The following is a 23,322-nucleotide window of genomic DNA, read 5'->3' as shown; positions in this document are numbered from 1 at the left end:
GAAGACGTTAGCCGTCGGTACGACATCTTTATGTGCCGGTACTCGCGGATGGCGGGCAGTATGCCCAGGTCACTACATTCGCCCTAATTCGTGGCCGACGAGCTCTGACTTTCCCATGCCGACGCGCTGCGGATACGCCGCTTACGTTTGATGTGTAGATCGGGATCCCTTCGGGGCGCCGCCATGCTTTACGGGTGCGACCCGGGGCGTGTGGCTTGCTCGAGCGCTCGCAGGGCGTCTCGCGCGGTCAGGGTGGTTGTCGTTGTGAATAGTCGGAGCGATGCGATCCTGACTGGTCCTCCACCTTCTGCCTCCGCGATTTCTTGGTTCTTCATGATGGAGAAAGAGAAGTGGGTGAGGTCGCTGAGGAAGCGCCAGACGACATGCGGCAAGCTGTTCTCGCCGTAGACGCCGGTGAGGGGAGTAGCGGTCTGCACTTGCTGTTGCGTCGCACGAACATCAAGTCCTATCGCGCTGGCCGCGCTGTCGAGGTAATTCGTGGCGAGGGGGCCCTGGGTTTTCATGGCCGCGGCGAGTTGGTCAAACATTTCTGGGGGAACGGGCATGGAGTCTTCGCGTGACGCGGCGAGGCGCTTGTTGTTGGCGACGAACTGACCGACGTCGCGACGAAGTAGCCGAATGAACCGTTCTAGCCGGACCAGACGGTCTTCCGGGCCGAGTAGCCAGGTCAGGGCCGCGCTGTTCTCGACGGCCCCCCGCATCGTGGGATAGAGCAGAACGAAGTCCAGAGTCAGCTGACCCGGGTCGGCCTCGAGCGTCGAACTGTGAAGCTCGAACAAGTACCTCGCTGCGGTCGCGGCCCGTTCCTGGATGTACTGAGTCAGCACCAGACTGCCGCCCTCTTCACGGGCTGTGCGCTGATCGGTGCCAAGCGGACTCGTGGGTGGGACCTCCGCTCTGGCCAGACGATCTAGGTCTACCGCGATGTCTTTCATCGTTGCGAAGTACCGAGCGAGTGAGTCGGCATGCATCTGCGTGGGGTCTCCCACGAGAGTGGAGGCATCCGTCGCGTCAACGTCCATGAGCGAAGGTTAGCCGCGGTCGGACAGCTGTGAGGGGTGGCCTGACCTGAGGTTGATCGCGCCCGCTGCTAGCGTCGAGCCGTGACGCTCGAGCCGGGGCAAGACGAGAAGCGGATGCGGTTGCGGTACGCCGGAACATGCCGACTCTGCGGCGCGACGCTGTCGACGGGAACCGACGCAATCTACGGGCGTCACTCAAAGACAGTGCGTTGCGTGACCTGCGAGCCAGAGCCCGCCGCGGTGAGCGAAGGTGTTGCCGGAGCATCCGCGCGCCGTGAGCATGCACGCCGAAGGGACGCCCGAGAGCAACGCATCCGCACCAATCATCCGAAGCTTGGGGGACTCATCCTTGCGCTTTCCGACGACCCCCAAAGCACAAGGGCGTGGCAAGGTGGTGCGATCGGAGAGGAGATCCTCGCCGAGAAACTCAAAGAATTGCCTGACTCTGCTCGGGTGCTTCACGATCGCCGCATTCCTGGCACGCGCGCGAACATCGATCACATCGTCGTGACCCCGGCCGGGGTATGGGTGATCGACGCGAAGCGATACAAGGGGCAGCGTCCCGCCCTGCGAGTGGAGGGCGGACTGATCCGACCACGGGCCGAGACGTTGCGCCTTAATGGGCGCGACAAGACCAAACTCGTCGACGGAGTGCGCTCGCAGGTCGAAAGGGTGTCCGCCGCGCTGCCCGATACCGACGTACAGGTGAGAGGTGCGCTCTGCTTCGTTGAAGCAGACTGGCCGCTCATCGGCGGAGCATTCACCGTGAACGAAATCGACGTGCTGTGGCCGAAACTGCTGCTCAAGCGCCTGACCGAAGGTACAGAGGCAGTCACCGACATCCACGCCATTCACGCGCGCTTAGCGGCGGCATTCCCGCCCGCCTGATCCCGGGTGTGTGCTCAGTGTGCGCAGCGAAGCGCCAGCGCGGCACCTTCGACAAGGCGAATGGCCGCGTCCCGGATGGCTGCCTGCAGCGCGGTAATCAAATCTCGAAGGCCGCCGATTATGTCATCGCGGTCCAGCGACGTAGACATTCTCAGAGGCTCGCGAACGTGTCACGCCAAACGAGAACGCCTCGCCGCGCAAACTCGTCGGGCACCACGGATAGGGGAGGCGTGGGGTCAGCGCGGTCGATGTCGAGAGTCCGTGGGGTGGTGAGATATCGCCCGGGTGCACTCACCCAGTCCGGCGCCGGTAGCCCTGCCTGGTGGAGACGCCACGCAACGAGTCCGGCGATCGCGGCATCCCATGCTGCGTCCCGCGTGGACTCCGGCTCGGCGAGTCCGAGCACTCCGCGCACGAGACCTTGCTCGGCGACGAGGTTGTCGTTGAGTTGAATCAGCGCACGAAGAGCGCGGTCTTTGTCCTTCGCGCGGAGCCGTTCGCGAATCTCGACAGCAACTGTCGCGGCATCGTCCCGTCGGGTCGGTGCCGCGTACAGACGGTGCCCGGCGCCAGCGAGCAGTCGTTCAACGGTGCTGAACTCGGTCTCGCGTCCACGTTCGGACCGCGACACTCGGCTTTGGTCGAGGTGAGCGCGCTCAGCGAGTTGCTGCTGGGTGAGCCGATGACTCTTGCGAGCAGCTCGAATCAGTGTCGAAGCGGTAGTCACGTGAGCACCCCCTCCGCAGATTATGACCTGAAAGTCATATTATACTCCCGATCATCCGTTCTCGCCGGTGTACTTCGAGGAGCGCACCGAACTCCCTTAGAACGGAGGTTCAGCCATGGTTAGCATTCTGCTTAGCGGAGTGAAAGGTTGGCTGTGGCCGGGCGCTGATCGGTGTGGCGACGGTCGTAGTCGTGAGCAAGAACCATCTTTACTAACATTTATCACGCTATATGTTGGTAATGTGGGTTGATGGCCACACCTACCGACAATGTCGTCCCAATTGATGCGGTCACGTTTGAGACGTTCAACTGGAGGCCGCGCGCGCCCGCAATGCACTCGCGAGCCGAGGTGGAGCGACAGACCGGACCATACGATGCAGCGGTCACGCCGCGCATAAGCGCCTGGTCGCCGCTCATCTCGAGCGAGGATTCGGCAAACGTCGAGGATGCGACTCGGCAGCTGGTCGAGTTCGACCGGCACGCGCAGCGGAAGCTGGGTATCGGCAATCCCGCCCTCGGCCCGATGACCGCGATCCTGCTGCGCACGGAGTCTGCCTCGAGCTCGCAGATCGAGCAGCTGACGACCTCTGCTAAACAGCTCGCCCTCGCCGAGATCGACGAGGGAGACAAGGCGAACGCGCTCACCGTCGTTGGCAACGTCCGCGCCATGGAAGCCGCTTTAGAGCTGGCAGATGACATCAACGAGGACTCCATCCTCGCGATGCACAAGGCCCTGATGCTCCACGAGACGGGCTTCCCTCCCGAGGACGCGGGCCGATTCCGCGCCGAGCAGGTCTGGATCGGACGGGGTGACGCCGGCCCTCGCCTCGCCGGCTTCGTCGCACCGCATCATGACCGCATTCCCGGTGCAGTCGAGGACCTGGTCCACTTTGTGAAGCGTCAAGACGTACTTGTGCTTGTGCAGGTCGCTGTGGCGCACGCACAGTTCGAGACGATCCACCCGTTCCCGGATGGGAATGGTCGAACCGGCCGTGCGCTCGCGCAGTCGATTCTGCGGAACAAGGGTCTGGTGCGGTCGACGGCTGTGCCGATCTCGGCTGGCCTCCTCGTTGACGTACGCCGCTACTTCGACGCCCTCAACTCGTTCCGTGACGGTGACGCCGGTCCGATTATCCGCGACTTCGCCAACGCGAGCAGGATTGCGGCAACGACGGGCACACACCTCGTCGACGATCTCGTCGATCAGCTCGACGAATCCCGCGCGAAGATGGCGGGCATCCGCGCGGACGCCGCGGCGTGGAAGATCCTGCCCAACCTAGTCGGCCAGCCCGCCGTGAATCTCAAGTACCTCACCAACAGGCTTGGCCTGGGTGAAATGGCCGCGCTTCGCGCGCTCGATTCGCTCACTGAGCGGGAGGTGCTCACCGAGACCACGGGGAAGAGCCGCGGCCGCGTCTGGCAGCATCGAGGCATCTTCGATGCCCTGGACTCCTATGCATCGGTGATTCGCCGGATGTCGGCACGCTGACGCGCGGACATCGTGCATCGGTCCCGTAATCCGAACTACGTGGCGCTCATCAGCGGGTTCGCTGGGTGACGCGGTGGGCTGACGCCCAACTCGACGCGGGCAACGGCACGGGCGACGGCGGCGACGGCGCGCTCGACATCGTCCTCGTTCGTCTGCCAGTTCGACACCGAGATGCGCAGGACCGCACGCCCATGCCACTGCGATCCGGACATCCAGACCTCACCCTCGTCGAGGATGGCGGCGACGATACGACGGGTGCGCTCATCGGACTCGAAGGCGATGGATGCCTGCGTGAAGACGACGTCGTTGAGCAGTACCGCGCCCGGGATTGCCGCGATGCCCGCGGCGATTTCGCGTGCGCGGAGGGCCATCCGGTCCACGAGCTTGGCGACTCCGCTCCGGCCGAGGGAACGCAGCACAGCCCACACGGGTACGCCACGGGCGCGGCGCGACATCTCCGGCACGTAGTCGAAAGGCTGGCCGAGCCCGTCGTTGAAGTCGTCGATGTACGGCCCGTGCATGGCCGTCGCTGCGCGGTGAGCCCGCTCGTCCCGCACGATGATCAGGCCGCAGTCGTAGGGCACGTTGAGTGTCTTGTGTGCGTCGGTCGTCCACGAATCGGCGAGTTCCACCCCGGCCACGAGATGCCGTAGCGACGGTGACGCCGCCTGCCAGAGTCCGATGGCTCCATCAACGTGCACCCACGCGCCGTAGCGGTGCGCGATCGGGATGAGTTCGGCGAACGGGTCGCTGTCGCCGGAGTGGATGTCGCCCGCCTGCAGCAGCACAAGTGTCGGCTGCGTGGGGGAGGAGGCGAGCGCCGCCTCGAGGGCGGCCGGGATCATGCGGCTCTGGGCATCGGCGGCGACGAGCTCGGGCTGCGGCAGTCCCGCGTAGCGCAGGGCGGCTCCGGGCGACAGATGGACTTCCTCGCCGGCGAGTACCCGGATCTGCGGCGAGCCCGCGAGCCCTCGGTCCATGTCCCATCCGAGCCGACGCAGCAGTTCGCCACGCGCGGCGAGGATCCCGACGAAGTTCGCCATCGTCGCGCCGGTCGCGAATCCGACGGATGAGCCCTGTGGCAGGCCGAGCAGGTCGAGGATCCAACGGCCGGCTGTCTCCTCCGCTGCGGCCGTAGCCGGCGTCGTGACGCGCATCGCGGCGTTCTGATCCCAGGCCGAGACCAGCCAGTCGGCGGCCAGGGCGGCGGGGTGCGTTCCACCGATCACGAAGCCGAAGAATCGTCCCGAACCCATTCCTGCCAGGCCGGGCTCCATCCGCTCGGCGAGCAGGTCGATCGTTGTCGCGACGTCTTCCGGTCCGTCAGGCAGCTCACCGAGCGACGCCGCGACCGCCGCCTCGTCGAGGCGCGAAGGCAACGGTCGCGTGTGCAGCGAACCGAGCCACTCCAGCGCGTGCGTGTGCGCGGCGGCAAGGGCGGTCTGATATCGGAAGTCGCTCATGTCCTCAGCCTGAGACGAGTGAGCTGATCTCGAAAGGCCCGTACGGGCCATGTTTGCGCACGAGACACGGTTGTGGGGAGGATGTGCCGTGGCCACTGACACGCTCGTCGACGCGCAGAGCCTCCTTCGCAGCGGCCGCTGGGCCATCGCGGCATCGGCGTTTGAGCGGCTGAAGGACTCGACAGATGCCACGGCGGCGTTCGAAGGTCTGGGCCAAGCCCTCTGGTGGCTCGACGACGGGGACGGATGCCTCGCGGCGCGAGAGCGCGCCTACCGCGGGTATCGCGCCACGCGAGACGCCCGTGGCGCGGCACGTGCGGCGACGGCGCTGGCCTGGGATGCCGTGCTCTTCGGGCAGGGCGCCGCGATCGCGCGCGGCTGGTTCGGCCTCGCTGCCGACCTGCTCGCCCCGTTTCCGGCATCGACGGAGTCCGGCTGGCTGTCGGTGCGCGAGGCGGAAATAGCCTTCAACGTCGACCACGATGCCGAACGCGCATTCCACGCTGCTGAGACCGCGCGACGTCTCGGCGACGCGCTCGCAGATCCCGACCTCTCGTTCGCCGGCGCCGCGTACTCAGGACTCGCGCTCGTCGCACTCGGCCAGATAGCCGACGGACTCACGCGTCTCGATTCCGCGGTGGCCGCCGCGACTGCGGGGGATGTCGGAGACCTGATGTGGCTCGGCAAGATCTGCTGCTGGCTGATCGTGGCGTGCAGAGAGACGCACGACATCGAACGCGCCGCGGCGTGGTGTGAACGGGTGGAACGTCTCGCCACAGAGCTCGGGCTCTCGCCGCTCACGTCGGAATGCCGCATCCAGCATGCCGCCGTGCAGATCTCGCGCGGCACGTGGGCCACGGCGGATGAGCAGCTGACGGCGCTCGTCGAGCGGCTCGCGTCCTCACGGCGCGAGTCGCGCTTCGAGGCGCTCGCCGAGCTCGGCGAGCTCCGCCGACGCCAGGGTCGCACGGCCGAGGCGAACGAGCTGCTCGATCAGGCGGAGTTCCAGACCACGGCGATCGTCGGCCGCACCCGGCTACGGCTGGCTCGTGGCGAGACGGCGGCGGCCTGGTCCTTGATCGGTGGCCTGCTCGACCGCATCCCACGGGCGAACCGTCTCGCCCGTGCTGGCGTGCTGCCAACGGCAGTGTCGACGGCGGTCGCGATTGGGCGAATGGATGCGGCCGAGGGTTTCGCGGCCGAGCTTTCGGCGACGGCCGCGCTGGTCGGCACCCACCCGCTCCTCGCGTTCGCCGCGGCGGCGCGCGCCGAAGTCGGAGGCAGCGCGGCGATCGCTGACGGACAGGAAGCGGTGGAGCGATTCACCCTTGTCGGGCTGCAGTACGAGGCCGCGCAGTCGCGGATCGTCCTCGCCGAGCGTCTGCGCGACGCCGGCGACGGGACCGGAGCTGGCGAGCAACTCCGAGCCGCGCTGCTCGCCTTCGAGCATCTCGGCGCGACCGCGGACGTGGATGGCGTGCGACTCCGCCTGGCTGACGAGGTCGGCGCGCCGGCGCTCACCCGCAGGCAGCGAGAGGTGCTTCGCTTGGTCGCCGCGGGTCGAACCAACTCCGAGATCGCTGCCGAGCTCGTGCTCAGCGAGCACACGGTGCACCGACACGTCGCAAACATCCTCGACAAACTCGGCCTCGGCTCTCGTGCAAGCGCCGCGGCCTACGCCGTCGCGCACCATCTCATCTGAACCGTCGAGCACGTCTTCAGGTGCCCCTCGAAGAAGCAGACTTCGCCTCCCGCGCGACCCTACTCGCGCGGGCAGGCTTCGAGATGGTACGCACGCGTGGGCGCGCTGACCAGCATGATCGGGTAACTCCCGGCGTCGGCCACCTAGGCTCGTCCGCGTGACGAATCCGTCCGGCGTGCGCCCCCGATCCACCCGGCCATCCGCCCTGCTGGGACGCCCCCGGGATTGGGTACCCGATCTCGGTGTGCCGGTCGAGGCATCCCACCTGCTCGGTCCGGTTACCGTCGTCGCGACCTTTGCCGCAAGCGCGATTCCCTTCGTGAATGCGGATGGCGATGGTCTGGGACTCTATGTAGGAACCGCCTCCATCCTGGCGATGGCCTGGGCGTTCTTGCTCTCGATCCGTCTCGGCTGGAGCGAGTGGGCGTTCGGCGGGCTTGACCGCGTCTACGTCGCCCATCGCTGGCTCGGCATTGTCGCGGTCGTGTTGATGTGGTGGCACGTCCAGTCGAAGAACGAACTCGAGAGCGGGGGCGTCGCCGGGGCAAGCGAGAACCTTGCCGAGACGGGCAACGATCTGGCGGGCCTCGCCGAACCGTTCCTGTACGTGCTGGTGTTGGCAAGCATCCTGCGCGCCCTGCCGTGGCGCATCTGGCGGTTCACACACAAGCTGCTCATCGTGCCGTTCGCCTTCGCGTCGTTCCACATGATCACGGCCGAGAAACCTTTCGCGAACATGTCGGCGTGGGGGCTGTGGTTCTTCGTGGTGATCGCGGCGGGCGTCGCCGCTTACCTCGCGCGCGTCGTGTGGCGTGACATGGCGGTGCGTGGACGAGCGCACCGGGTTACGGCGGTCATTCCGCACGTTCGCTCGGTCGAGGTGCGACTCAGCCCGCTCCGTCGCCCCCTGCGTCGACGCGCGGGCCAGTTCGCCTTCGTCAAGCTCCGTGCCCCGGGGATGTCTGAGCCCCACCCGTTCTCGATCGCGTCGGCGCCGAACGATCCCGAACTCACCTTCATGATCCGCGAACTCGGGGACTGGACATCGAGTGTTGCCGCGAACACACGCGTCGGGGATCAGGCGATCGTCGAGGGCCCGTACGGTCGGCTGCGGCTTCTACCGCGCAGGGGACGACCGGTTGTGTGGGTCGCCGGGGGAGTGGGTATTACCCCGTTCCTCTCGGCCCTTGCACATCCTCCGCCGGCAGGCATGCATCCGCCGACGCTGCTCTATGCCGTGCGATCCGCGACCGAAGCTCACGCGCGCGAAGCGATCGACGCGGCCGCAGCGCAGGGACGCGTCATCGTGCACTACTTCGAATCACGCAACGGCACGCCGCTGACCCCGACTGCCCTCGATGACACGTCGGCGGGCGCGTTCGCGGGAGCGCACGTCGTCATCTGCGGCCCGACGCCCCTGGTGCGGTGGGTTCGGCGGTACGCGCGCAGCCACCGCGCGCACCACATCGAGGCCGAGTTGTTCGATCTGCGCGGCGGAATCGGACCCGACCCGAGTGCGGCGCTCATGCCGAGGCCCGGCTATCGCTCTTGATGCGCCACGCGCATCGTCGCGCCCGAGCGCGCGGCGAACTCCGCCGCCGTGGCGGTGATCGTCCGCTCCATCACCTGAGCCGCGGCCGACGACGGGAACTCTGACGGGCGGGCGATGCTGATGGTCCGCGTGAGCGTGGGTTCGGTGAGCCGCACCGAGCGCAGCCCCGGTCGCTCAACCAGCACCATCGCCGGCACGATGGCGACGCCGAGGCCTCGTTCGACGTAGCGCAGCACAGCATCCATCTCCGCGCCCTCCACGACGACGTCGGGCACCAGGCCGGCGCCCGCGAACGCCGCGTCGGTCTCGCGCCTCAGGTCGTAGGTCGAGCTGAAGACGATCTGCGGCAGCTTCGAGACCTCATCGAGGCGGATGCTGTCACCCGCTGTGACCGACGGTGCATCGCGCGACGAGATGACCACGAGCTCTTCGACGAGCAGCGGCAGCACGGTGAACCGCTCGGCGGCCGTGGTGCCCGACGTCGTGATCAGCGCCAGGTCGAGCTCGCCGCTGCCGAGCTCGTCGAGCAGGCGCCGCGATCCGTGCTCCGAGAGGTGGAGATCGACTCGAGGATGGGCTGAGTGAAATACGGTGAGCGCCTCGGCGACGAGGCTGATCGACAGGGTCGGCGTCGCACCCAGGCGAACCCGACCTCGCTCGATGCCAGAGAGTTCGGCCAGCTCGCGTCGAGCCGTCTCCGCGTCCGCCAGCATCCTGCGCGCGAGCGGCAAGAGCGTCTCTCCGGCAACAGTCAGAGTGCTTCCCGCGCGTGCGCGATGGAGCAGGGGAGTGCGCAGGTCCTGCTCGAGCGTGGCGATCTGCCGGCTGAGGGAGGGCTGCGCGAGGTGCAAGCGATCGGCTGCCCGGGTGAAGTTTCCGAGCTCGGCGACCGTGACGAACGCATGCAGTTGCTCGAGGTTCACGTCCATAGATTACTGCTATCGCTATGACTATATATATGCATTGGAGTAATGGATGCGCCCGACCTACGTTTGCAGGATGACGACTTCCGAACGCCAGATCTCCACCACCGTCCTCGTGATCGGCACGGGCGGCTCGGGCTTGCGCGCAGCGATCGAACTCGCCGAAGCCGGCGTCGATGTGCTCGCCCTCGGCAAGCGCGCCAAGTCCGACGCGCACACCTCCCTCGCCGCCGGCGGCATCAACGCCGCCCTCTCGACGATGGATCCCGACGACAGCTGGCAGCAGCACGCCGCCGACACTCTGAAAGAGAGCTACCTGCTCGCCAACCCGCACACGGTCGAGATCGTGACCTCGGGCGCCGCGCGGGGCATCGACGACCTCGAGCGCTACGGCATGCCCTTCGCCCGCGAAGACGACGGCCGCATCTCGCAGCGCTTCTTCGGTGCCCATACCTACCGTCGCACCGCGTTCGCGGGCGACTACACCGGCCTCGAGATCCAGCGCACGCTGGTCAATCGGGCGGCTCAGCTGAACGTTCCCATCCTCGACACCGTGTACGTCACGCGCATTCTGGTGAACGAAAACGGCGCGGTCTTCGGCGCGTACGGCTTCGACATCGAGGACGGCACCCGCTATCTCATTCGGGCGGATGCTGTCATCCTCGCTGCCGGAGGGCACAACCGCATCTGGCGCCGCACCTCGTCGCGGCGCGACGAGAACACGGGCGACTCGTTCCGTCTGGCCGTCGAGGCCGGCGGAAGGCTGCGGGACCCCGAGCTGGTGCAGTTCCACCCGAGCGGCATCATCGAGCCCGAGAACGCCGCCGGCACGCTCATCTCTGAGGCGGCACGCGGAGAGGGCGGCATCCTGCGCAATGGTCTGGGCGAGCGCTTCATGCACAAGTACGACCCCGAGCGGCTCGAACTCTCGACCCGCGACCGCGTCGCACTCGCCTGCTATACCGAGATCAAAGAGGGCCGCGGCACCCCGAACGGGGGAGTGTGGCTCGATATCTCGCACCTGCCGCGCGAGACCATCATGACCCGGCTGCCCCGGGTCTACCAGACGATGCTCGAGCTGCAGATGCTCGACATCACCACCGATCCGATCGAGATCGCGCCCACCGCGCACTACTCGATGGGCGGCGTGTGGGTGCGGCCCGAAGACCACTCCACCGATGTGCCCGGTCTTTACGCGATCGGCGAAGCGTCCTCGGGTCTGCACGGCGCCAACCGGCTTGGCGGCAACTCGCTCATCGAGCTGCTCGTCTTCGGGCGCATCGTCGGACAGGCCGCCGCTGACTATGCCGCTGCCCTGCCCGCGCAGGTGCGCTCCGCCGCGGCCGTCGACGTCGCCCGTGCCGAGATCGCCTACCTGCTCGCCGCCTCGGGCACCGAAAACGTGCGTGCTCTGCAGCGAGCGATCCGCAACACCATGACGGAGCACGCGGGGGTGGTGCGCGACGAGCAGGGGCTGCTGACGGGCCTCGCCGAACTCGCCGCGATCGAAGCGCGCATCGCCGACATCGGAGTACACCCCGACATCGCGGGCTTCCAGGATCTCGCTCACGCGTTCGACCTCAAGTCCGCGGTCCTTGCGGCTCGGGCCACCCTCGAAGCCGCCCTGGAGCGGCGTGAGACCCGCGGATGCCACAACCGCAGCGATTACCCGGAGATGGACCCCGAACTGCAGGTCAACCTCGTCTGGTCTCCGTCGCGCGGCATCACCCGCGAGTCGATCCCGCCGATCCCTGCCGAGATCGCCGACCTGATGAAGGAAGTTGCCCTCGCGGGCAAGCTGCTCGAGTAGGGGGCGTGCAAGTCAGGGCGAGGCGGTCAAGCCTCGGCTAGGCGGGGCGCCGACGATGTCGAAGCACTCGTGTCGGGAAAAGGCCCGACACGATGGGCGAGCCGCTCAGCGTGCGGTGGGCGTTCCATCCGCGGCCCACGCCACACCCAAGGCGAACAACGTCGACACGTCGTACTGCTCCATCGCCGCCGCAATGCGACGACGGCCCGTTCGCGGATTGATCCCGAGCCTGCGAGATGCTGCGTCGAGCGTGACGCCCTGCTTCATCAGCGCAAGAAGTGGCGTCCACGGCTGATTCGCACCACCGATCGGCTCGGCGCGTCGCCAGAGCTCGCGGAACAGGCTTCGCCCCAGCTGGGCGAGCGACGCACTCCGCACGCCGACCACGCTCGACGGCCACCCCTCGCCCCATTCGATGGGCAGGGCGAGCACATCCCCGTCGATCCAGAACCAACTGGGCAGGTCGTCGAGAAGGCGGAACTCCACGCCGACGGTCGCGTAGCGCTCGGCGATCGCCACGAGCCGGGCATCCTCGGCCATCGACCGCGGGACGAGTGCCCGCACCGATCGCTTGCCGGCGAACAGCTCTGCGAACCGGCTGGCGCGCGCGGGATCAGTCTGCAGAAAGCGTCCGAGATCGGGAAGCACCGACCAAGCGGTGTCGGTCTGCTGCCGTGCAATGTCGTACCAGAGGTCTTCTGCCGCCCGCGGCCCGTGTCGCACGAACACGGGAACGACGTCACCGGATGCTTCGCCCACAGCCCAATGACGCAGCAGTGCCGGAAGATCCGCAACGAGCGCCTCGATGCGCGTCGTCGCCTCGTCCGCCTTCTGCCGCATCGCACGAATCTCGCCTTCGACGACGTCGGCCGTCCATACGGCTGGTGTCGCGTACGCGATCGCGCCATCGCGCACCGAGATCGCCCCGCCCCGCGCGAGACGCGCAACAGTGGCGGCGGTCTCAGTCTCATCGGCGTGCGCGATTGTGGCGAGCTCCGCCACCGTCTGCGGACGGCTGCGGTAGATCAGTTCGAGAAGCGCCCGATCGTCCATGTCGACCTCCAGACCACGTGTGGACACCATCATGGCGCATGTGGCCGCATCCGGACGTCCTCTTGAGGTCATGGCCGCAAGAGGAGGTTGTGCTGTCCGCTTCCGTCCAGTCACACTGGCGACTGTGGGGGGACTCTGGGCCCATGGCTCCGTAGGTGGACATAGGGAGCCATGGGTCCGCCATCGAACAGTCAACGGGAGCAGCGGCATGAGCGGTATGACCAGCAGCACGAACAAGGGCATCGTCCGTGTCGTCGCCGTCTCGACGGCGGCAGCACTCGTTGTGGGAATGGCGGGGTGCACTTTCGCGGCGGACGACGACAAGTCCTCAGCGAGCGGTCTATCCGTTGCCCTCGGCGCGGCCCCTAACCAGGACGTCATAAATCTCTACACGGATCGCGACACGGCCGTGGCTGCGGCTGTCGATGCGCTGCCCGCTTTCATCGAGAAGGCCCTCGAACAGACAGGTGTGCCCGGCGCGGCAGTCGCCGTCGTCTCGAACGGCGAGGTCGTCTTCGAAGAGGGATACGGCGTGCGGGACATGACGACAGGTGAACCCGTCGATGTCGACACCGTGTTCCAGATCGCGTCTTTGTCGAAGCCGCTCTCATCGAGCGTCGTAGCCAAAGCCATCACCGAGGACGACGAACTGTCCTGGGAAGATCCGGTCATCGAGTACCTCCCCGACTTCGCGCTCAACGATCCATACGTGACGGAGCATGCGAAGATCGCCGACTTCTTCTCACACCGCACGGGCATTCCGACAGGTGGTGGCGATGACCTCGAAGACATCGGCTTCGATGTCGACTACATCATGGCTCACATGGACCAGATCCCCCTGGCGTCATTTCGCGACACCTACCAGTACTCGAATTTCGGGCTCACGGTGGGCGGCGAGGCGGTCGCCGCATCGCGCGGGCAGACCTGGGCCGAGACGGCGCACGAGTTGCTGTTCGAGCCACTCGGCATGACGTCCACGACCACCGTGCACGACGAGTACCTCGCGGCGGATGATCGCGCAGCAATGCACGCGCGCACCGGCGATGCTCAGTACGAGCAGCTCTTCGACCGTGACGCCGACGCCGAGGCCCCGGCCGGCGGCGTCGCCTCCACCGCGGGCGACATCGCGAAGTGGATGAATATGGTGTTGGCCAACGGTGAGGTCGACGGCGCAGAGTTCATCGATCCGCTCGTGCTGGCGAAGACCTACTCCGCCCATTCGATCACCGGTGGAGATGCCAAGAACTTGACATCGCGCACGTCGCACTATGGCTTCGGCGCGAACGTCGGTGCCACGGTGACGGGCCGCGTGAATATCAGCCACTCCGGCGCATTCGGATGGGGTACCGCCACCAACGCCACAATGATCCCCGACCTGAACGTCGGAATCGTCGTCCTGACGAACGGTGCGCCGTCGGGAGTTCCCGAGGCGATCGCCTCGGAGTTCGTCGACCTCGTGCAGTTCGGTGAAGAGACGCGGCCCTGGTTGGAGCTGTGGCCCGCCCAATTCGCGCACTTCGCCGACCCGGCGGGCGACCTCGTCGGCGAGACGGCCCCTGCGGATGCCGCGGCCGCGGGTCCGGCCGCGGACTACGTCGGCACGTACACGAGCCCCTACTTCGGCGACTTCGTCGTGACCGAAGAGAACGGCACACTCACCGGTGCACTCGGCCCCGAGGGCGGCTACACGTTCGAGATCGACCCCTGGGACGGCGACACCCTGTCGTTCGTGCCGACCGGTGAGAATGCGCTCCCGGGGTCGCTCTCCTCGGCGGTCTTCGTCCGAGAGGGCGGACAGATCACGGGGGTGACCCTGACCTACTTCAACAAGTTCCCCGGGCCGGATCAGGAGCCGAACGGCCTCGGCGTCTTCGCGCGGGTGGGCTGACGTCCGCGGGCCCGTTCGCTCGGCGACCTACCAGATCGTGCCGCCGCCGATCGAGATGCCGCCCCACGTCAGCGCGATGAAGATCCCGGCGAACACGACCGGGGCGATGCCCTTGCCGCTGCGAGCCAGGCCCTTCAGGAGGGCGATCACGGCGAGAATCGCGGCGACGATGGAGAGGCCGCCGCCCAGAATCAGCCCGATGAACAGCGGGATGGGCATGAGCACCAGACCGGCCAACGCGATCCAGAAAGCAGCCCAAGCAGACGGATTGGAACGACGTTCTACGGAATATGACATGCGTCGATTATGAACGACGTTGCCGGCATCCGTTCGACAACCGGGCAGCCCACGCCGCCGCCGCGCGACGGTCGGACTCACTCAGTGCCTGCGGGCGGTGACGCCGCGTTCCCTCCCGACGTCGTCGGAGCGGGAGTGGTCAATCCCGGAGCGGCGACCCCACGACGTCGAACTGGAAGCCCCCGAACGTGCCCGAGAGCAGCGGCCGTGCTTCGCTGATCGACGCCCGAACCTCCGGCAGCGTGAGCGACCGGCGGTGCGCGTCCGCGTTTTCCCACAGTTCGATCACGAAGACGGTGTCGGGGTCGTCGTCATTCGTGCCTACCTCGTAGGCGAGGCATCCGACCTCCGCCAGGGCGCGGCTTCTTCGCGTCAGATGCGCGACGAGCGCGTCCCGTATGCCGGGCGCAGCGCCGAGCGAGCCAGCATTCGCGAAGACCATAGCTCGAATGATACCGACGGCGCTGGCGCCGGCCCCGGGGCGCCTGACCCATCCTGTCCGTCATGACTGGGCGACAGCGAAGATGGAGGGGTCGGCAGGATCGTCCTCGGACACTCGTCCGGCGCGGTCCTCGCGCTGTATGCGGCTTCGCGTGGGGCCGCTATCCGGGCGCTTTATCGAAGAGATGGATGGTGCCGAGCTCGTGGTCGTTCCCGAAGCGGTCATGCACCGACTCGACCCGGCGGCGACGGCCCGTATCGTGCTGCGGGCGCGGCCTGACGTGGACGATCACTCGCGCCGTCCGGAGTGAGTCGACCGCGGCCCTGTCCCGACCCGACCGAATCGGTCTTCAACGATCGGGTGCCGACGTGCGGGGACGAGCAGGCTGGATGTCGTAAGGGGGAAGCCATGATCGCCGTCCTCAACCGCGTCGTCGACTACATCGAGCAACACCTCGATGACGAGATGGACGTCGCCTCGTTGGCCACCAGCCTCGGCAGGACGGAGTATCACCTACGACGGATATTCTCGTCGTTGGCTGGCATGCCGCTGTCGGAGTACGTCCGACGTCGCCGCATGTCGGTCGCCGCGGCGGACGTGCTGGGGGACGGTGACCTGATGGGAATCGCGGTGCCCTACGGGTACGGGTCGGCCGAGGCATTCGGCCGGGCGTTCCGGGCAGTGCACGGTGTACGTCCGGGTCACGCGCGTCGCGATGGCGGCCCCGTTCGCAGTCAACCGCAACTCAGGTTTCGCCTGACCGTAGAAGGGAATACCGCGATGGACACTCGCATTGCCGACCAGCTCGCCTTTCGACTCATCGGCCACTCCGCTCGTGTGCCGCTGATTCACGAAGGCATCAACCCGCACATCCAAGAGCACATCGCCTCGCTGCCGCCGGAGGAGCACGCGCGACTCAAGGCGCTGATCAGCTTCATACGAGCATTTATACGCGCCGACAGATTCTCTGCGGCGGGCCTTGCCTAAACGGCGCATCGGCGCTACGCGACTAGCGCGGGCTCGAAAGCGAGGGCATCTGATCCCTACGGGCCGCTGCGGGCTGACGCTGCCGTCACCACCGACGCTTGAGGGCTGAGCGCAGGCTCCGCAGGAGCAGCAGCAGGCCGCCGAGCGCCACGATGCTGCCGAGGAAAGCGAACGCCGGAACGTCACCCGTCAGCATGGGGCCACCGTCGTCGACGCTCAGGATGATTCCCGAGATGATGAGCGCGATGCCGATCGCGGTCATCGTGAGGCGGCCGAGCAGCCCGTCCACCCACGAACGCTCGTCGGGAGTCTCGAAGGTGCGCAACCGCACCGACATCGTCCCGTCGTCGAGCGACCGGGTTACGTGCTCGAGCCGGCGCGGCAGCCTGCGCGATTGCTCGATCAGCAGCGACGACCACGTTTGCGCACTCAGCAGCGCCTTCGTCGGCGAGACCAGCGACCGCGCCAACCGAGGTGCGATGTGCAGCGCGTGCCCGACCATGTCGTAGCCCGGGACGAGCTTGCGCAAGGTGCCCTCGAGCGAGGCGAGGGTGCGGAAGACGAGGAGAAGCGACGGGGGCAGTGCCATCCGATTCCGGCGCAGCACGTCCAGCAGCAGCCGGAAGACGTTCTCGTCGGCGCGCGCGTTGTGTAACCGGGTGAGGATGACTCCGATGTCGCGCTGCAAGGCCACCTCGTCGAAGTCGCCCGCCGGTCGCCCGCACATCAACAGGGCCACATCGGTGACCGCCGCGTCGTCTTCGTTCGCCATCCCGATGAGCATCGGCACGAGGAGGCGCCGCATGCTGCTCTCGACGATGCCCACCGAGCCGAAGTCGATCAACGTGATGGTGCTGGAGCCGTCCGATTCCCGCTCGTCATCCAGAATGAGGTTTCCCGGGTGCAGATCAGCGTGGAATATTCCGCGCACGACGATCTGATCGACGACGGATTCGACGAGCTCATCCGCGATCTCGACGGCCCGGTCGTGGGCGAGCGCGCCGGGCTGGAGACGACTGAACGGGGTGCCGCCCACACGCTCTTGCACGATCATCCGGTCGCTGCAGTAGTCGCGGAACATCCGGGGAATGCGCAGTCGCGAGTCGGGGTTGCCCGCGATCGCTGCTCGCAGCATTTCGCTGTTCGCGACCTCGGTGCGGTAATCGAGTTCTTCCCGCAGGCCCCGGGCGAACTCGGTGACAAGCGCGTGCAGCCCGTAATCCTTCGCCCAATTGGTGCGGGCCTCCGCGTCCGACGCCAACCGGTCCAGGATGTCGAGGTCGGTCGTGACCTGTGCTCGTGCTCGTGGGCGCTGGATCTTCACGACGACGTCCTCGCCGCTGATCAGACGCGCAGCATGGACCTGGGCGACGGATGCCGCGGCGAGCGGTGTCGAATCGATCTCGGCGAACACCTGCTCGATCGGCACCCCCAGTTGATCGATGATCGCCGCCTGGGCCTCGGCCCAGGGAATCGGCGACGAGTCCATCTGGAGGGTCGAGAGGGCGACGACCAGGGCGGGCGGAAGGACGTCCTCACGCGAGGAGAGCACCTGGCCGAGCTTGACGAACGTCACACCGGCCTCGTTCATCGCCGAGACCAGTGCGGTGGGCAGTTCGCCGTCCCCTCGGCGACGGCTCTCGTAGAACGTCAGGCCGTTGCGGGACCCGATCGCCACGATCTGCAGGTAGCGCCGCGCCCGGTCACGACGGCGGATGGCATCCCGCACCACGCTGATCGGATTACGCATGCGGTGCGAGGGCCAGAGGAATTCGAGCGTCAGGACCACGATCACGACCGCGGCGAACATCCATCCGACGGTGAGCGCGACAAAAGCGAGGGACACAGCCCACGTCGAGACGAATCGTCCGTCCGCGTAGACGCCTGTCTCGTTCAGCGTCCAGATCGCGACCGGCGATGCCAGGAGGAACACGACGAGCGCGGTGACGAACGTCCGCAGCCACCCGACCTCAATGTCGAGCAGACGACGGACGATCCAGGTCGCGACAAGCGAGAAGACCACGATGACGATGGTGAAGAGGAGCCAGCTCGGCATGAGGCGATTCTGTCAGCGGGTCAGCCCGGCGCCGCGCGGACACGGCGCGCCCGCCAAGCTCGCCACGCTCCGGTCGACCAGAGCGCCCACATCACAAGGAGGGGCTGGAAGAGCAGGCGGATGCCGCGAGCGAGGTTGCTGTTCAGACCGAAGGCATCCGTGCCGCTGATGAACTGCTCGACGTTGCCCGGGAATACCGCGACGAAGAACGCCGCGACGATCCATCCGATCAGCACCCGATGGCGCGCCAGCAAGATCAGCGACAGCCCCAGCAAGATCTCGACGATCCCGGATGCGACGACCACGAAGTCGACCGGCAGCGGAAGCCATTGCGGTACCTGTGCCACGAAGGATTCGCGCGCGAACGTGAGGTGTCCGAGGCCAGCGAAGACGAGCGCCGCGCCGAGCAGCCACCGCGCGATCGTGCGGGTCAAGCTCATGCCGTGAGCGTAGTCGAAGGCGCCCATGTACCGGCTCGCTCGACGCGAATGGCGGGTGCGAGACATCCGCACCCGCCATTCGCGACGGTTCAGCACAGGGAAGCCGAAGCTCCCGTGAGGATCAAGCCTCGACGTCGCCCCGCCACGCGCCCGTCTCAGAACCCTGGGACTCGATGAACTTCTTGAAGTTCTCGAGGTCCTTCTTGACGGCGTGCTTGCCGACACCGATCAACGAGCCGGCCTTCTCGAGCAGGCCCTCGGGCTCCCAATCGATCTGCACGGTGACGCGCGTCTCGTTGTCGCTCAGCTTGTGGAACGTCACGACGCCCGCGTGGTGGGTGTCGCCGCCGGTGCTCTTCCAGGCAACGCGCTCGTCCGGGTGCTGCTCGGTGATCTCTGCATCGAACTCGCGCTCGACGCCGCCGATCTTGACCTTCCAGCGCGTGTGGGTCTCGTCCTTCTGCGTGATCGACTCGACCTCGTCGAGGAAGTGCGGGAACGACTCGAACTGCGTCCACTGGTTGTAGGCGGCACGGACGGGAACGTCGACGTCGATGGTCTCGATGATCTGGCTCATGGGTCGTACTCCTTCAGAGTTGTCAGTAGTCGTGCGTGGTGCGAAGTCCGCGGACGGACGCGGTGTCTACGCGCGACCCGGCATGTTCAGATCGGCCGGGTCGACGTCGACATCTCCGACGTCATCCGGTCCGCCGGTGCCCGGGACGACGCGAATGTCGTCCTCGTCGATGTCGTCATCGATGGTTTCGGGCAGCGGGTCGTCCTGCTTGTGCTCGGTCTCGTTTTCACTCGCCGGGCTGTAGGACCGATCCTTCTCGACCGCCTCATCTTCCGAGAGGCCGGAATCCGAAAGATCGGTCGACCGCGGCGGGGGTGGGCCTTCGTCGTTCTCGCCCGCCGCGAAGCGGGTCTTGTCGTCTGCGTTCATGGCTCACCCTCCCGACGGGTTGTCCACCGGACGACCCTGATCGTCTGTCGTGTCGGGCTGTTCGGGCGAGCCCCCCGATGCCGTGTCGGCCTGGTCGCGGGCGCCCGTCTCGTCCTGTTCCGCGGCACCGTGGGTGTTGTGCGTATCGCCGGTGTTTCCGCTCATCGCGTTCCTCCTCGTGTCGATCGCACCGCCCGTGAGGACGGAGTGGTGCAACCCTAGGCGCGGCTCGGAACGGATGTCCGGGGCTTGACAACCGCACGCCGTTCACGCACCCCAGGCTCAGGCCTTCCCGCATCCGACCCGTCGGGCCTCGCTGTCGGTGAAAGCTCTGCCGGGCACCCTCTGAGGGCGGTTGTCAAGCCCCCCGACGGCAATCGCGGGCCGGGGGACGATGGTGACGTGAACACAACCGTCGCCCCCGATCTCTCCGTCGAAACCGTGTCCTTCGCGCCACGTGGGCCCCTGAGCGCACAGCTTCTCAAGGTCCTGCGGACGGACCCGGCGCTTTCCGAGGCGGGCGATGTGGCGGGCACGGCTGCTCGAGCGCTCGAGGTCAGCACGGATATCGTGCGAGATGACGACATCCAGCTCGCGCTGTTCCTGCTCTATGCGGGCCACTACGGGTCGCTCGAAGTCATCGACGCAGGTTGGGAGTGGCACCCGATGCTCATTGCCGCGCGCGGCATGCTGGAGCGCGCCTTCGAAGAGACGCTGCGCGAGCGTGTCGACATGCCCGATCGGCCGGCACCCACGCGGGATGCTGTCGCTCGTGCGCTGTTCGCGCTGACGGCCCCGAAACCGGGTCCGAGTCTGTCGCGATTCGTCGCGAAGATGGCCACGGACGAGCAACTGCGCGAGTTCCTGATTCAGCGCAGCATCTACACGCTTCGCGAGGCCGACCCGCACTCCTGGGCGATACCTCGCCTGACGGGCGCGGCCAAGGCAGCCCTCGTCGAGATCCAGTCAGACGAGTACGGCACCGGAGATTTGTCGCGGATGCACTCGCGGATCTTCGCGCGAACAGTACGAGCCGCGGGGCTCGACGATACTTACGGGGCGTATCTGGACGCCGTGCCCGCGGTTACCCTGGCCTCGCTCAACATGATGTCGATGTTCGGTCTGAACCGGCGCTTGGTCGGTGCGATCGTCGGTCATCTCGCGGCGTTCGAGATGACCTCGTCGTTGCCGAACCGCATGTACGGCGACGGCTTCCGCCGCCTCGGCTTCGGTCCCGAAGCCACCCACTATTTCGACGAGCATGTCGAGGCCGACGCTGTGCACGAACAGATCGCGGGCCGGGACCTCGCGGGTGGACTCGCCGAGGAGCAACCGGACCTTCTCGAGGACATCATGTTCGGTGCCGCCGCCTGCCTCACCGTGGACGGCTGGGTGGGGGACGACATGCTCGCGGCCTTCGAGAGCGGCCGCAGCTCGCTTCGCGATGTGTGAGGACGGACGGATGACAGGCAGCAACGACTCGGCGGGGCGGACGCCCTCGATCGAGGCCTATCCGGACGGCCCGCTGATCGTTCGAGGTCGGGTCGAGATCATCGACGCCGACGGCCTCGTCATCGAGCCTCAGCGGCGCACCGTCGCCCTCTGCCGGTGCGGCGCCTCGCTCATCAAGCCCTGGTGCGATGGCACGCACAAACTCAGCGGTTCCGGACGGAACCGGCCGACCGCGACTGAGGTGCTGCAACGCCGTAAAGGCCCCCGCCTCTCGGAAGAGAACGGGGGCCTTTACGGTGCTGCGATGTGTCAGCTCTGTACGGCGAGAGCAAAACGGACGGAGCCGTCCTGCTCCATCTGAGCGTCGAGGACTTTGTCGTCGAGTGCCAGTGCGGCGCCGGCGTCGAGGAAGACGCGCGCGCCCTCAACCTCGACGACCGCGTCGGTCGTCTCGGGCTGCGGCGATATGCCCAGCTCAAATCCTGTCTCGGCCGAACCCGTGTCCCGGATGCGCAGACCCCCCTCGGGGGCGTCGGGCACCTGCTCCACAATGGACTTGACCGCCATGCTCGCGTTCTCGGTGAGTGTCAGCATGCTGCTCTCCTTCCGTTCGTCGAGGTGGCCACGATTCCGAGAATCGGTGTGGCTTGCAACCTCACACGCCTATGCGGAGGAGATTCCCATGTTGCGACCGTCTGCGTTCAGGACCCCTGCGCGGCTTCGAAGGCTTCGGTGACGTTCGCGGGCACGCGGCCCCGGTCGGAGACCTGGTGGCCGTTGTCGCGAGCCCATTGGCGGATGGCCCCGAAGTCCTGCTGGCCCGATCGTCGTCGAGCACGCGTCCCGGCGGTCTGAGAGCCGGACGACCGAGAAGAGATGGAACGCGCGGCTGCGACGTACGGCTGCAGCGCGTCGCGCAGCGCCGAGGCGTTGGCTTCGGTGAGGTCGATCTCGTATGCGATGCCGTCGAGCGAGAACAGGACGGTCTCACCCTCTCCAGCGTCGAGGACGGTCCCGTCGATATCGTCGACGAGTTGATGCACGATTCTGCGGGCCATCAGGCCACTTTAGCGGGTGCGAACCACATCGAACGGGATCGTGTGGGTCGTCCACGCGGTCAGAGCACACCCGCGTCAGGGAAGCAAGCCGCTCCGTCGCGCCTTCGTCACGGCCGCATGACGTGTCGAAGCATCCAGCTTCGACATCGCGCTCGACAGATACGCCTTGACAGTCCCCTCCCGCAAAGAGAGTTGGGCTGCTATCTGCGCGTTCGTGGCGCCGATCGCCGCGCACGCGAGCACGTCCGTTTCCCGCGGCGAGAGCGAGACGGTCGGGGTGGCGTACGACCCCTTGTCATCGCCCGAGAGTACGGTCAACCGCTGTTCGACCTGCGCGAGGCGTGCGCGTACGAGCGGGTCCGCGATGGATGAAGCGATTGTGCGGAGTTCGGCATAGCTCTCGCGCAACTCCTCGCGGTGAGCCGCGGGAAGTGACGGATGCGGCGCCGCGCCGGCCGTGGGTGCCCCCGTCGGCCCCGACATCGTGGATCTGGTTGCCGTGGCGCCAGGCGCCGTAGCTCCGTCCAGGGCGGACAGGCGTCGCTCGACTTCGTCGCGCACGCGCAACTCCGTGGCCAACGCATCCGCTACCTGGAAGGCCGGTTTCATGAGCACGTCGCCCACGTTGGCCGACGCCCACGCGCCGCCGTACAGAAGTGCGCGGACCCGGCCACCCACGATCACGGGCACCGCCAAGAGGCTCGAGATGCCCTCGCCCAGGATGTGTCGATCGTAGTCATGGGTGATGTGCTGTGCAGCGCCGTAGTCGGGCGTTGCGCGCGGCCGCAACTCGGCCATCGCGCGGCCACCCAGCCCGCGCATGATCTGCACATTGAGCCCGTCGAGGCTGCGCGTACGGCTGCCGACGATCGCTCCGATCCGGGCGCGGCCGTCGTTGACGATTCCGCCGAAGGCCACCGGGAAATGAGTCTGACGCGCCAGATCCCGCACGGCACCCGCCAGTGCATCGGCGTCGGCCGCAGACCTTTCCTGGGTAAGCATCACTACCTACTTTCGGGGGTGACGGCATCGTCGCCGCCTTCGTAGCGTCGACCCTATCACCAGCCGAAGCCACCAAAAGTGGTCGGGATCGGGCCTATCGGTTGT

The 23,322-nt window shown here is 66.9% G+C and carries 24 protein-coding genes and 1 pseudogene; 10 read left to right on the top strand and 15 right to left on the bottom strand.

Translation table 11 applies throughout. The annotated features are described in order from the left end of the window. Positions 1-188: 188 nt before the first annotated feature. Positions 189-1,043, bottom strand: a complete 855-nt coding sequence (locus ACT9TC_RS04965) for a hypothetical protein (RefSeq protein WP_458042306.1) — start codon at positions 1,041-1,043, stop codon at positions 189-191. 81 nt (positions 1,044-1,124) lie between these two features. Between ACT9TC_RS04965 and ACT9TC_RS04960 the strand changes: the two genes are divergently transcribed. After that, complete coding sequence (locus ACT9TC_RS04960) at positions 1,125-1,931, top strand: nuclease-related domain-containing protein (protein WP_458042305.1); 807 nt, start codon at positions 1,125-1,127, stop codon at positions 1,929-1,931. 151 nt (positions 1,932-2,082) lie between these two features. On the opposite strand, the gene ACT9TC_RS04955 is transcribed toward ACT9TC_RS04960, so the two are convergent. Continuing rightward, a complete protein-coding gene (locus ACT9TC_RS04955; RefSeq protein ID WP_458042304.1) occupies positions 2,083-2,658 on the bottom strand; it encodes a helix-turn-helix domain-containing protein in 576 nt (191 codons plus the stop codon). 249 nt (positions 2,659-2,907) lie between these two features. Here ACT9TC_RS04955 and ACT9TC_RS04950 point away from each other — a divergent pair, with 249 nt between their 5' ends. Next, the gene (locus ACT9TC_RS04950; RefSeq protein ID WP_458042303.1) at positions 2,908-4,146 is read left to right on the top strand and encodes a Fic family protein; all 1,239 of its coding nucleotides are present in this window, start codon (positions 2,908-2,910) and stop codon (positions 4,144-4,146) included. Positions 4,147-4,181: 35 nt separating this feature from the next. Here ACT9TC_RS04950 and ACT9TC_RS04945 read toward each other — a convergent pair whose 3' ends face one another. Next, positions 4,182-5,609, bottom strand: coding sequence for a pyridoxal phosphate-dependent decarboxylase family protein (locus tag ACT9TC_RS04945; RefSeq protein ID WP_458042302.1), 1,428 nt, complete (start codon positions 5,607-5,609; stop codon positions 4,182-4,184). 88 nt (positions 5,610-5,697) lie between these two features. Here ACT9TC_RS04945 and ACT9TC_RS04940 point away from each other — a divergent pair, with 88 nt between their 5' ends. Next, positions 5,698-7,311 (top strand): LuxR C-terminal-related transcriptional regulator, encoded by a 1,614-nt coding sequence (locus ACT9TC_RS04940; protein ID WP_458042301.1) that lies wholly within the window; start codon positions 5,698-5,700, stop codon positions 7,309-7,311. A 157-nt stretch (positions 7,312-7,468) separates the two neighbouring features. Further along, positions 7,469-8,863 carry a ferric reductase-like transmembrane domain-containing protein gene (locus tag ACT9TC_RS04935; protein WP_458042300.1) on the top strand — a complete coding sequence of 465 codons (1,395 nt, stop codon included), beginning with the start codon at positions 7,469-7,471 and terminating at the stop codon, positions 8,861-8,863. Here ACT9TC_RS04935 and ACT9TC_RS04930 read toward each other — a convergent pair. Continuing rightward, positions 8,851-9,792 carry a LysR family transcriptional regulator gene (locus tag ACT9TC_RS04930; protein ID WP_458042299.1) on the bottom strand — a complete coding sequence of 314 codons (942 nt, stop codon included), beginning with the start codon at positions 9,790-9,792 and terminating at the stop codon, positions 8,851-8,853. The two genes, ACT9TC_RS04935 and ACT9TC_RS04930, sit on opposite strands and share 13 nt — an antisense overlap. 70 nt (positions 9,793-9,862) lie before the next feature. Between ACT9TC_RS04930 and ACT9TC_RS04925 the strand changes: the two genes are divergently transcribed. After that, positions 9,863-11,596 carry an L-aspartate oxidase gene (locus ACT9TC_RS04925; RefSeq protein ID WP_458042298.1) on the top strand — a complete coding sequence of 578 codons (1,734 nt, stop codon included), beginning with the start codon at positions 9,863-9,865 and terminating at the stop codon, positions 11,594-11,596. Between the two features lie 105 nt (positions 11,597-11,701). On the opposite strand, the gene ACT9TC_RS04920 is transcribed toward ACT9TC_RS04925, so the two are convergent. Next, on the bottom strand, positions 11,702-12,682 hold the full coding sequence (locus ACT9TC_RS04920; protein WP_458042297.1) for a hypothetical protein: 981 nt from the start codon (positions 12,680-12,682) through the stop codon (positions 11,702-11,704). 175 nt (positions 12,683-12,857) lie between these two features. Here ACT9TC_RS04920 and ACT9TC_RS04915 point away from each other — a divergent pair, with 175 nt between their 5' ends. Beyond that, the gene (locus tag ACT9TC_RS04915) at positions 12,858-14,537 is read left to right on the top strand and encodes a serine hydrolase (protein ID WP_458042296.1); all 1,680 of its coding nucleotides are present in this window, start codon (positions 12,858-12,860) and stop codon (positions 14,535-14,537) included. Positions 14,538-14,564: 27 nt separating this feature from the next. On the opposite strand, the gene ACT9TC_RS04910 is transcribed toward ACT9TC_RS04915, so the two are convergent. Together ACT9TC_RS04910 and ACT9TC_RS04905 are read right to left on the bottom strand one after the other, a co-directional pair. Further along, positions 14,565-14,834 (bottom strand): hypothetical protein, encoded by a 270-nt coding sequence (locus tag ACT9TC_RS04910; RefSeq protein ID WP_458042295.1) that lies wholly within the window; start codon positions 14,832-14,834, stop codon positions 14,565-14,567. A 139-nt stretch (positions 14,835-14,973) separates the two neighbouring features. Next, complete coding sequence (locus ACT9TC_RS04905; RefSeq protein WP_458042294.1) at positions 14,974-15,276, bottom strand: putative quinol monooxygenase; 303 nt, start codon at positions 15,274-15,276, stop codon at positions 14,974-14,976. Positions 15,277-15,427: 151 nt separating this feature from the next. Between ACT9TC_RS04905 and ACT9TC_RS04900 the strand changes: the two genes are divergently transcribed. Together ACT9TC_RS04900 and ACT9TC_RS04895 are read left to right on the top strand one after the other, a co-directional pair. Further along, on the top strand, positions 15,428-15,586 hold the full coding sequence (locus tag ACT9TC_RS04900) for a hypothetical protein (protein WP_458042293.1): 159 nt from the start codon (positions 15,428-15,430) through the stop codon (positions 15,584-15,586). 98 nt (positions 15,587-15,684) lie between these two features. After that, positions 15,685-16,203 (top strand): annotated as a pseudogene (locus ACT9TC_RS04895) (helix-turn-helix domain-containing protein); the annotation flags it as partial. A 145-nt stretch (positions 16,204-16,348) separates the two neighbouring features. Here the strand turns inward: ACT9TC_RS04895 and ACT9TC_RS04890 are convergent. The 5 genes from ACT9TC_RS04890 to ACT9TC_RS04870 all read right to left on the bottom strand — a co-directional run bounded on the left by ACT9TC_RS04890 (position 16,349) and on the right by ACT9TC_RS04870 (position 19,870). Then, positions 16,349-18,319: an ABC1 kinase family protein gene (locus ACT9TC_RS04890; protein ID WP_458042292.1), complete on the bottom strand. Its 1,971-nt coding sequence runs from the start codon at positions 18,317-18,319 to the stop codon at positions 16,349-16,351. A gap of 20 nt (positions 18,320-18,339) precedes the next feature. After that, on the bottom strand, positions 18,340-18,759 hold the full coding sequence (locus tag ACT9TC_RS04885) for a DoxX family protein (protein ID WP_458042291.1): 420 nt from the start codon (positions 18,757-18,759) through the stop codon (positions 18,340-18,342). 121 nt (positions 18,760-18,880) lie between these two features. Then, on the bottom strand, positions 18,881-19,336 hold the full coding sequence (locus ACT9TC_RS04880; protein WP_458042290.1) for an SRPBCC family protein: 456 nt from the start codon (positions 19,334-19,336) through the stop codon (positions 18,881-18,883). Between the two features lie 66 nt (positions 19,337-19,402). Further along, complete coding sequence (locus ACT9TC_RS04875) at positions 19,403-19,705, bottom strand: hypothetical protein (protein WP_458042289.1); 303 nt, start codon at positions 19,703-19,705, stop codon at positions 19,403-19,405. 3 nt (positions 19,706-19,708) lie between these two features. Then, positions 19,709-19,870, bottom strand: a complete 162-nt coding sequence (locus ACT9TC_RS04870; protein WP_458042288.1) for a hypothetical protein — start codon at positions 19,868-19,870, stop codon at positions 19,709-19,711. A gap of 237 nt (positions 19,871-20,107) precedes the next feature. Here ACT9TC_RS04870 and ACT9TC_RS04865 point away from each other — a divergent pair, with 237 nt between their 5' ends. After that, entirely contained in the window at positions 20,108-21,157 is a 1,050-nt protein-coding gene (locus ACT9TC_RS04865; protein WP_458042287.1) for an iron-containing redox enzyme family protein, read from the top strand. Further along, positions 21,150-21,518, top strand: a complete 369-nt coding sequence (locus tag ACT9TC_RS04860) for a CDGSH iron-sulfur domain-containing protein (RefSeq protein WP_458042286.1) — start codon at positions 21,150-21,152, stop codon at positions 21,516-21,518. Before ACT9TC_RS04865 ends, ACT9TC_RS04860 begins: the two co-directional genes overlap by 8 nt. On the opposite strand, the gene ACT9TC_RS04855 is transcribed toward ACT9TC_RS04860, so the two are convergent. The 3 genes from ACT9TC_RS04855 to ACT9TC_RS04845 all read right to left on the bottom strand — a co-directional run bounded on the left by ACT9TC_RS04855 (position 21,467) and on the right by ACT9TC_RS04845 (position 23,217). Continuing rightward, a complete protein-coding gene (locus tag ACT9TC_RS04855; protein WP_458042285.1) occupies positions 21,467-21,751 on the bottom strand; it encodes a Fe-S cluster assembly protein HesB in 285 nt (94 codons plus the stop codon). The genes ACT9TC_RS04860 and ACT9TC_RS04855 overlap by 52 nt on opposite strands. A 107-nt stretch (positions 21,752-21,858) precedes the next feature. Continuing rightward, positions 21,859-22,215 carry a histone-like nucleoid-structuring protein Lsr2 gene (locus ACT9TC_RS04850; RefSeq protein WP_458042284.1) on the bottom strand — a complete coding sequence of 119 codons (357 nt, stop codon included), beginning with the start codon at positions 22,213-22,215 and terminating at the stop codon, positions 21,859-21,861. Positions 22,216-22,290: 75 nt separating this feature from the next. After that, positions 22,291-23,217: a response regulator transcription factor gene (locus ACT9TC_RS04845; RefSeq protein ID WP_458042283.1), complete on the bottom strand. Its 927-nt coding sequence runs from the start codon at positions 23,215-23,217 to the stop codon at positions 22,291-22,293. Positions 23,218-23,322: the final 105 nt, after the last annotated feature.

It is taken from the genome of Microbacterium sp. HM-570, assembly GCF_054165885.1.
This window is presented reverse-complemented; position numbering and strand designations above follow the sequence as displayed.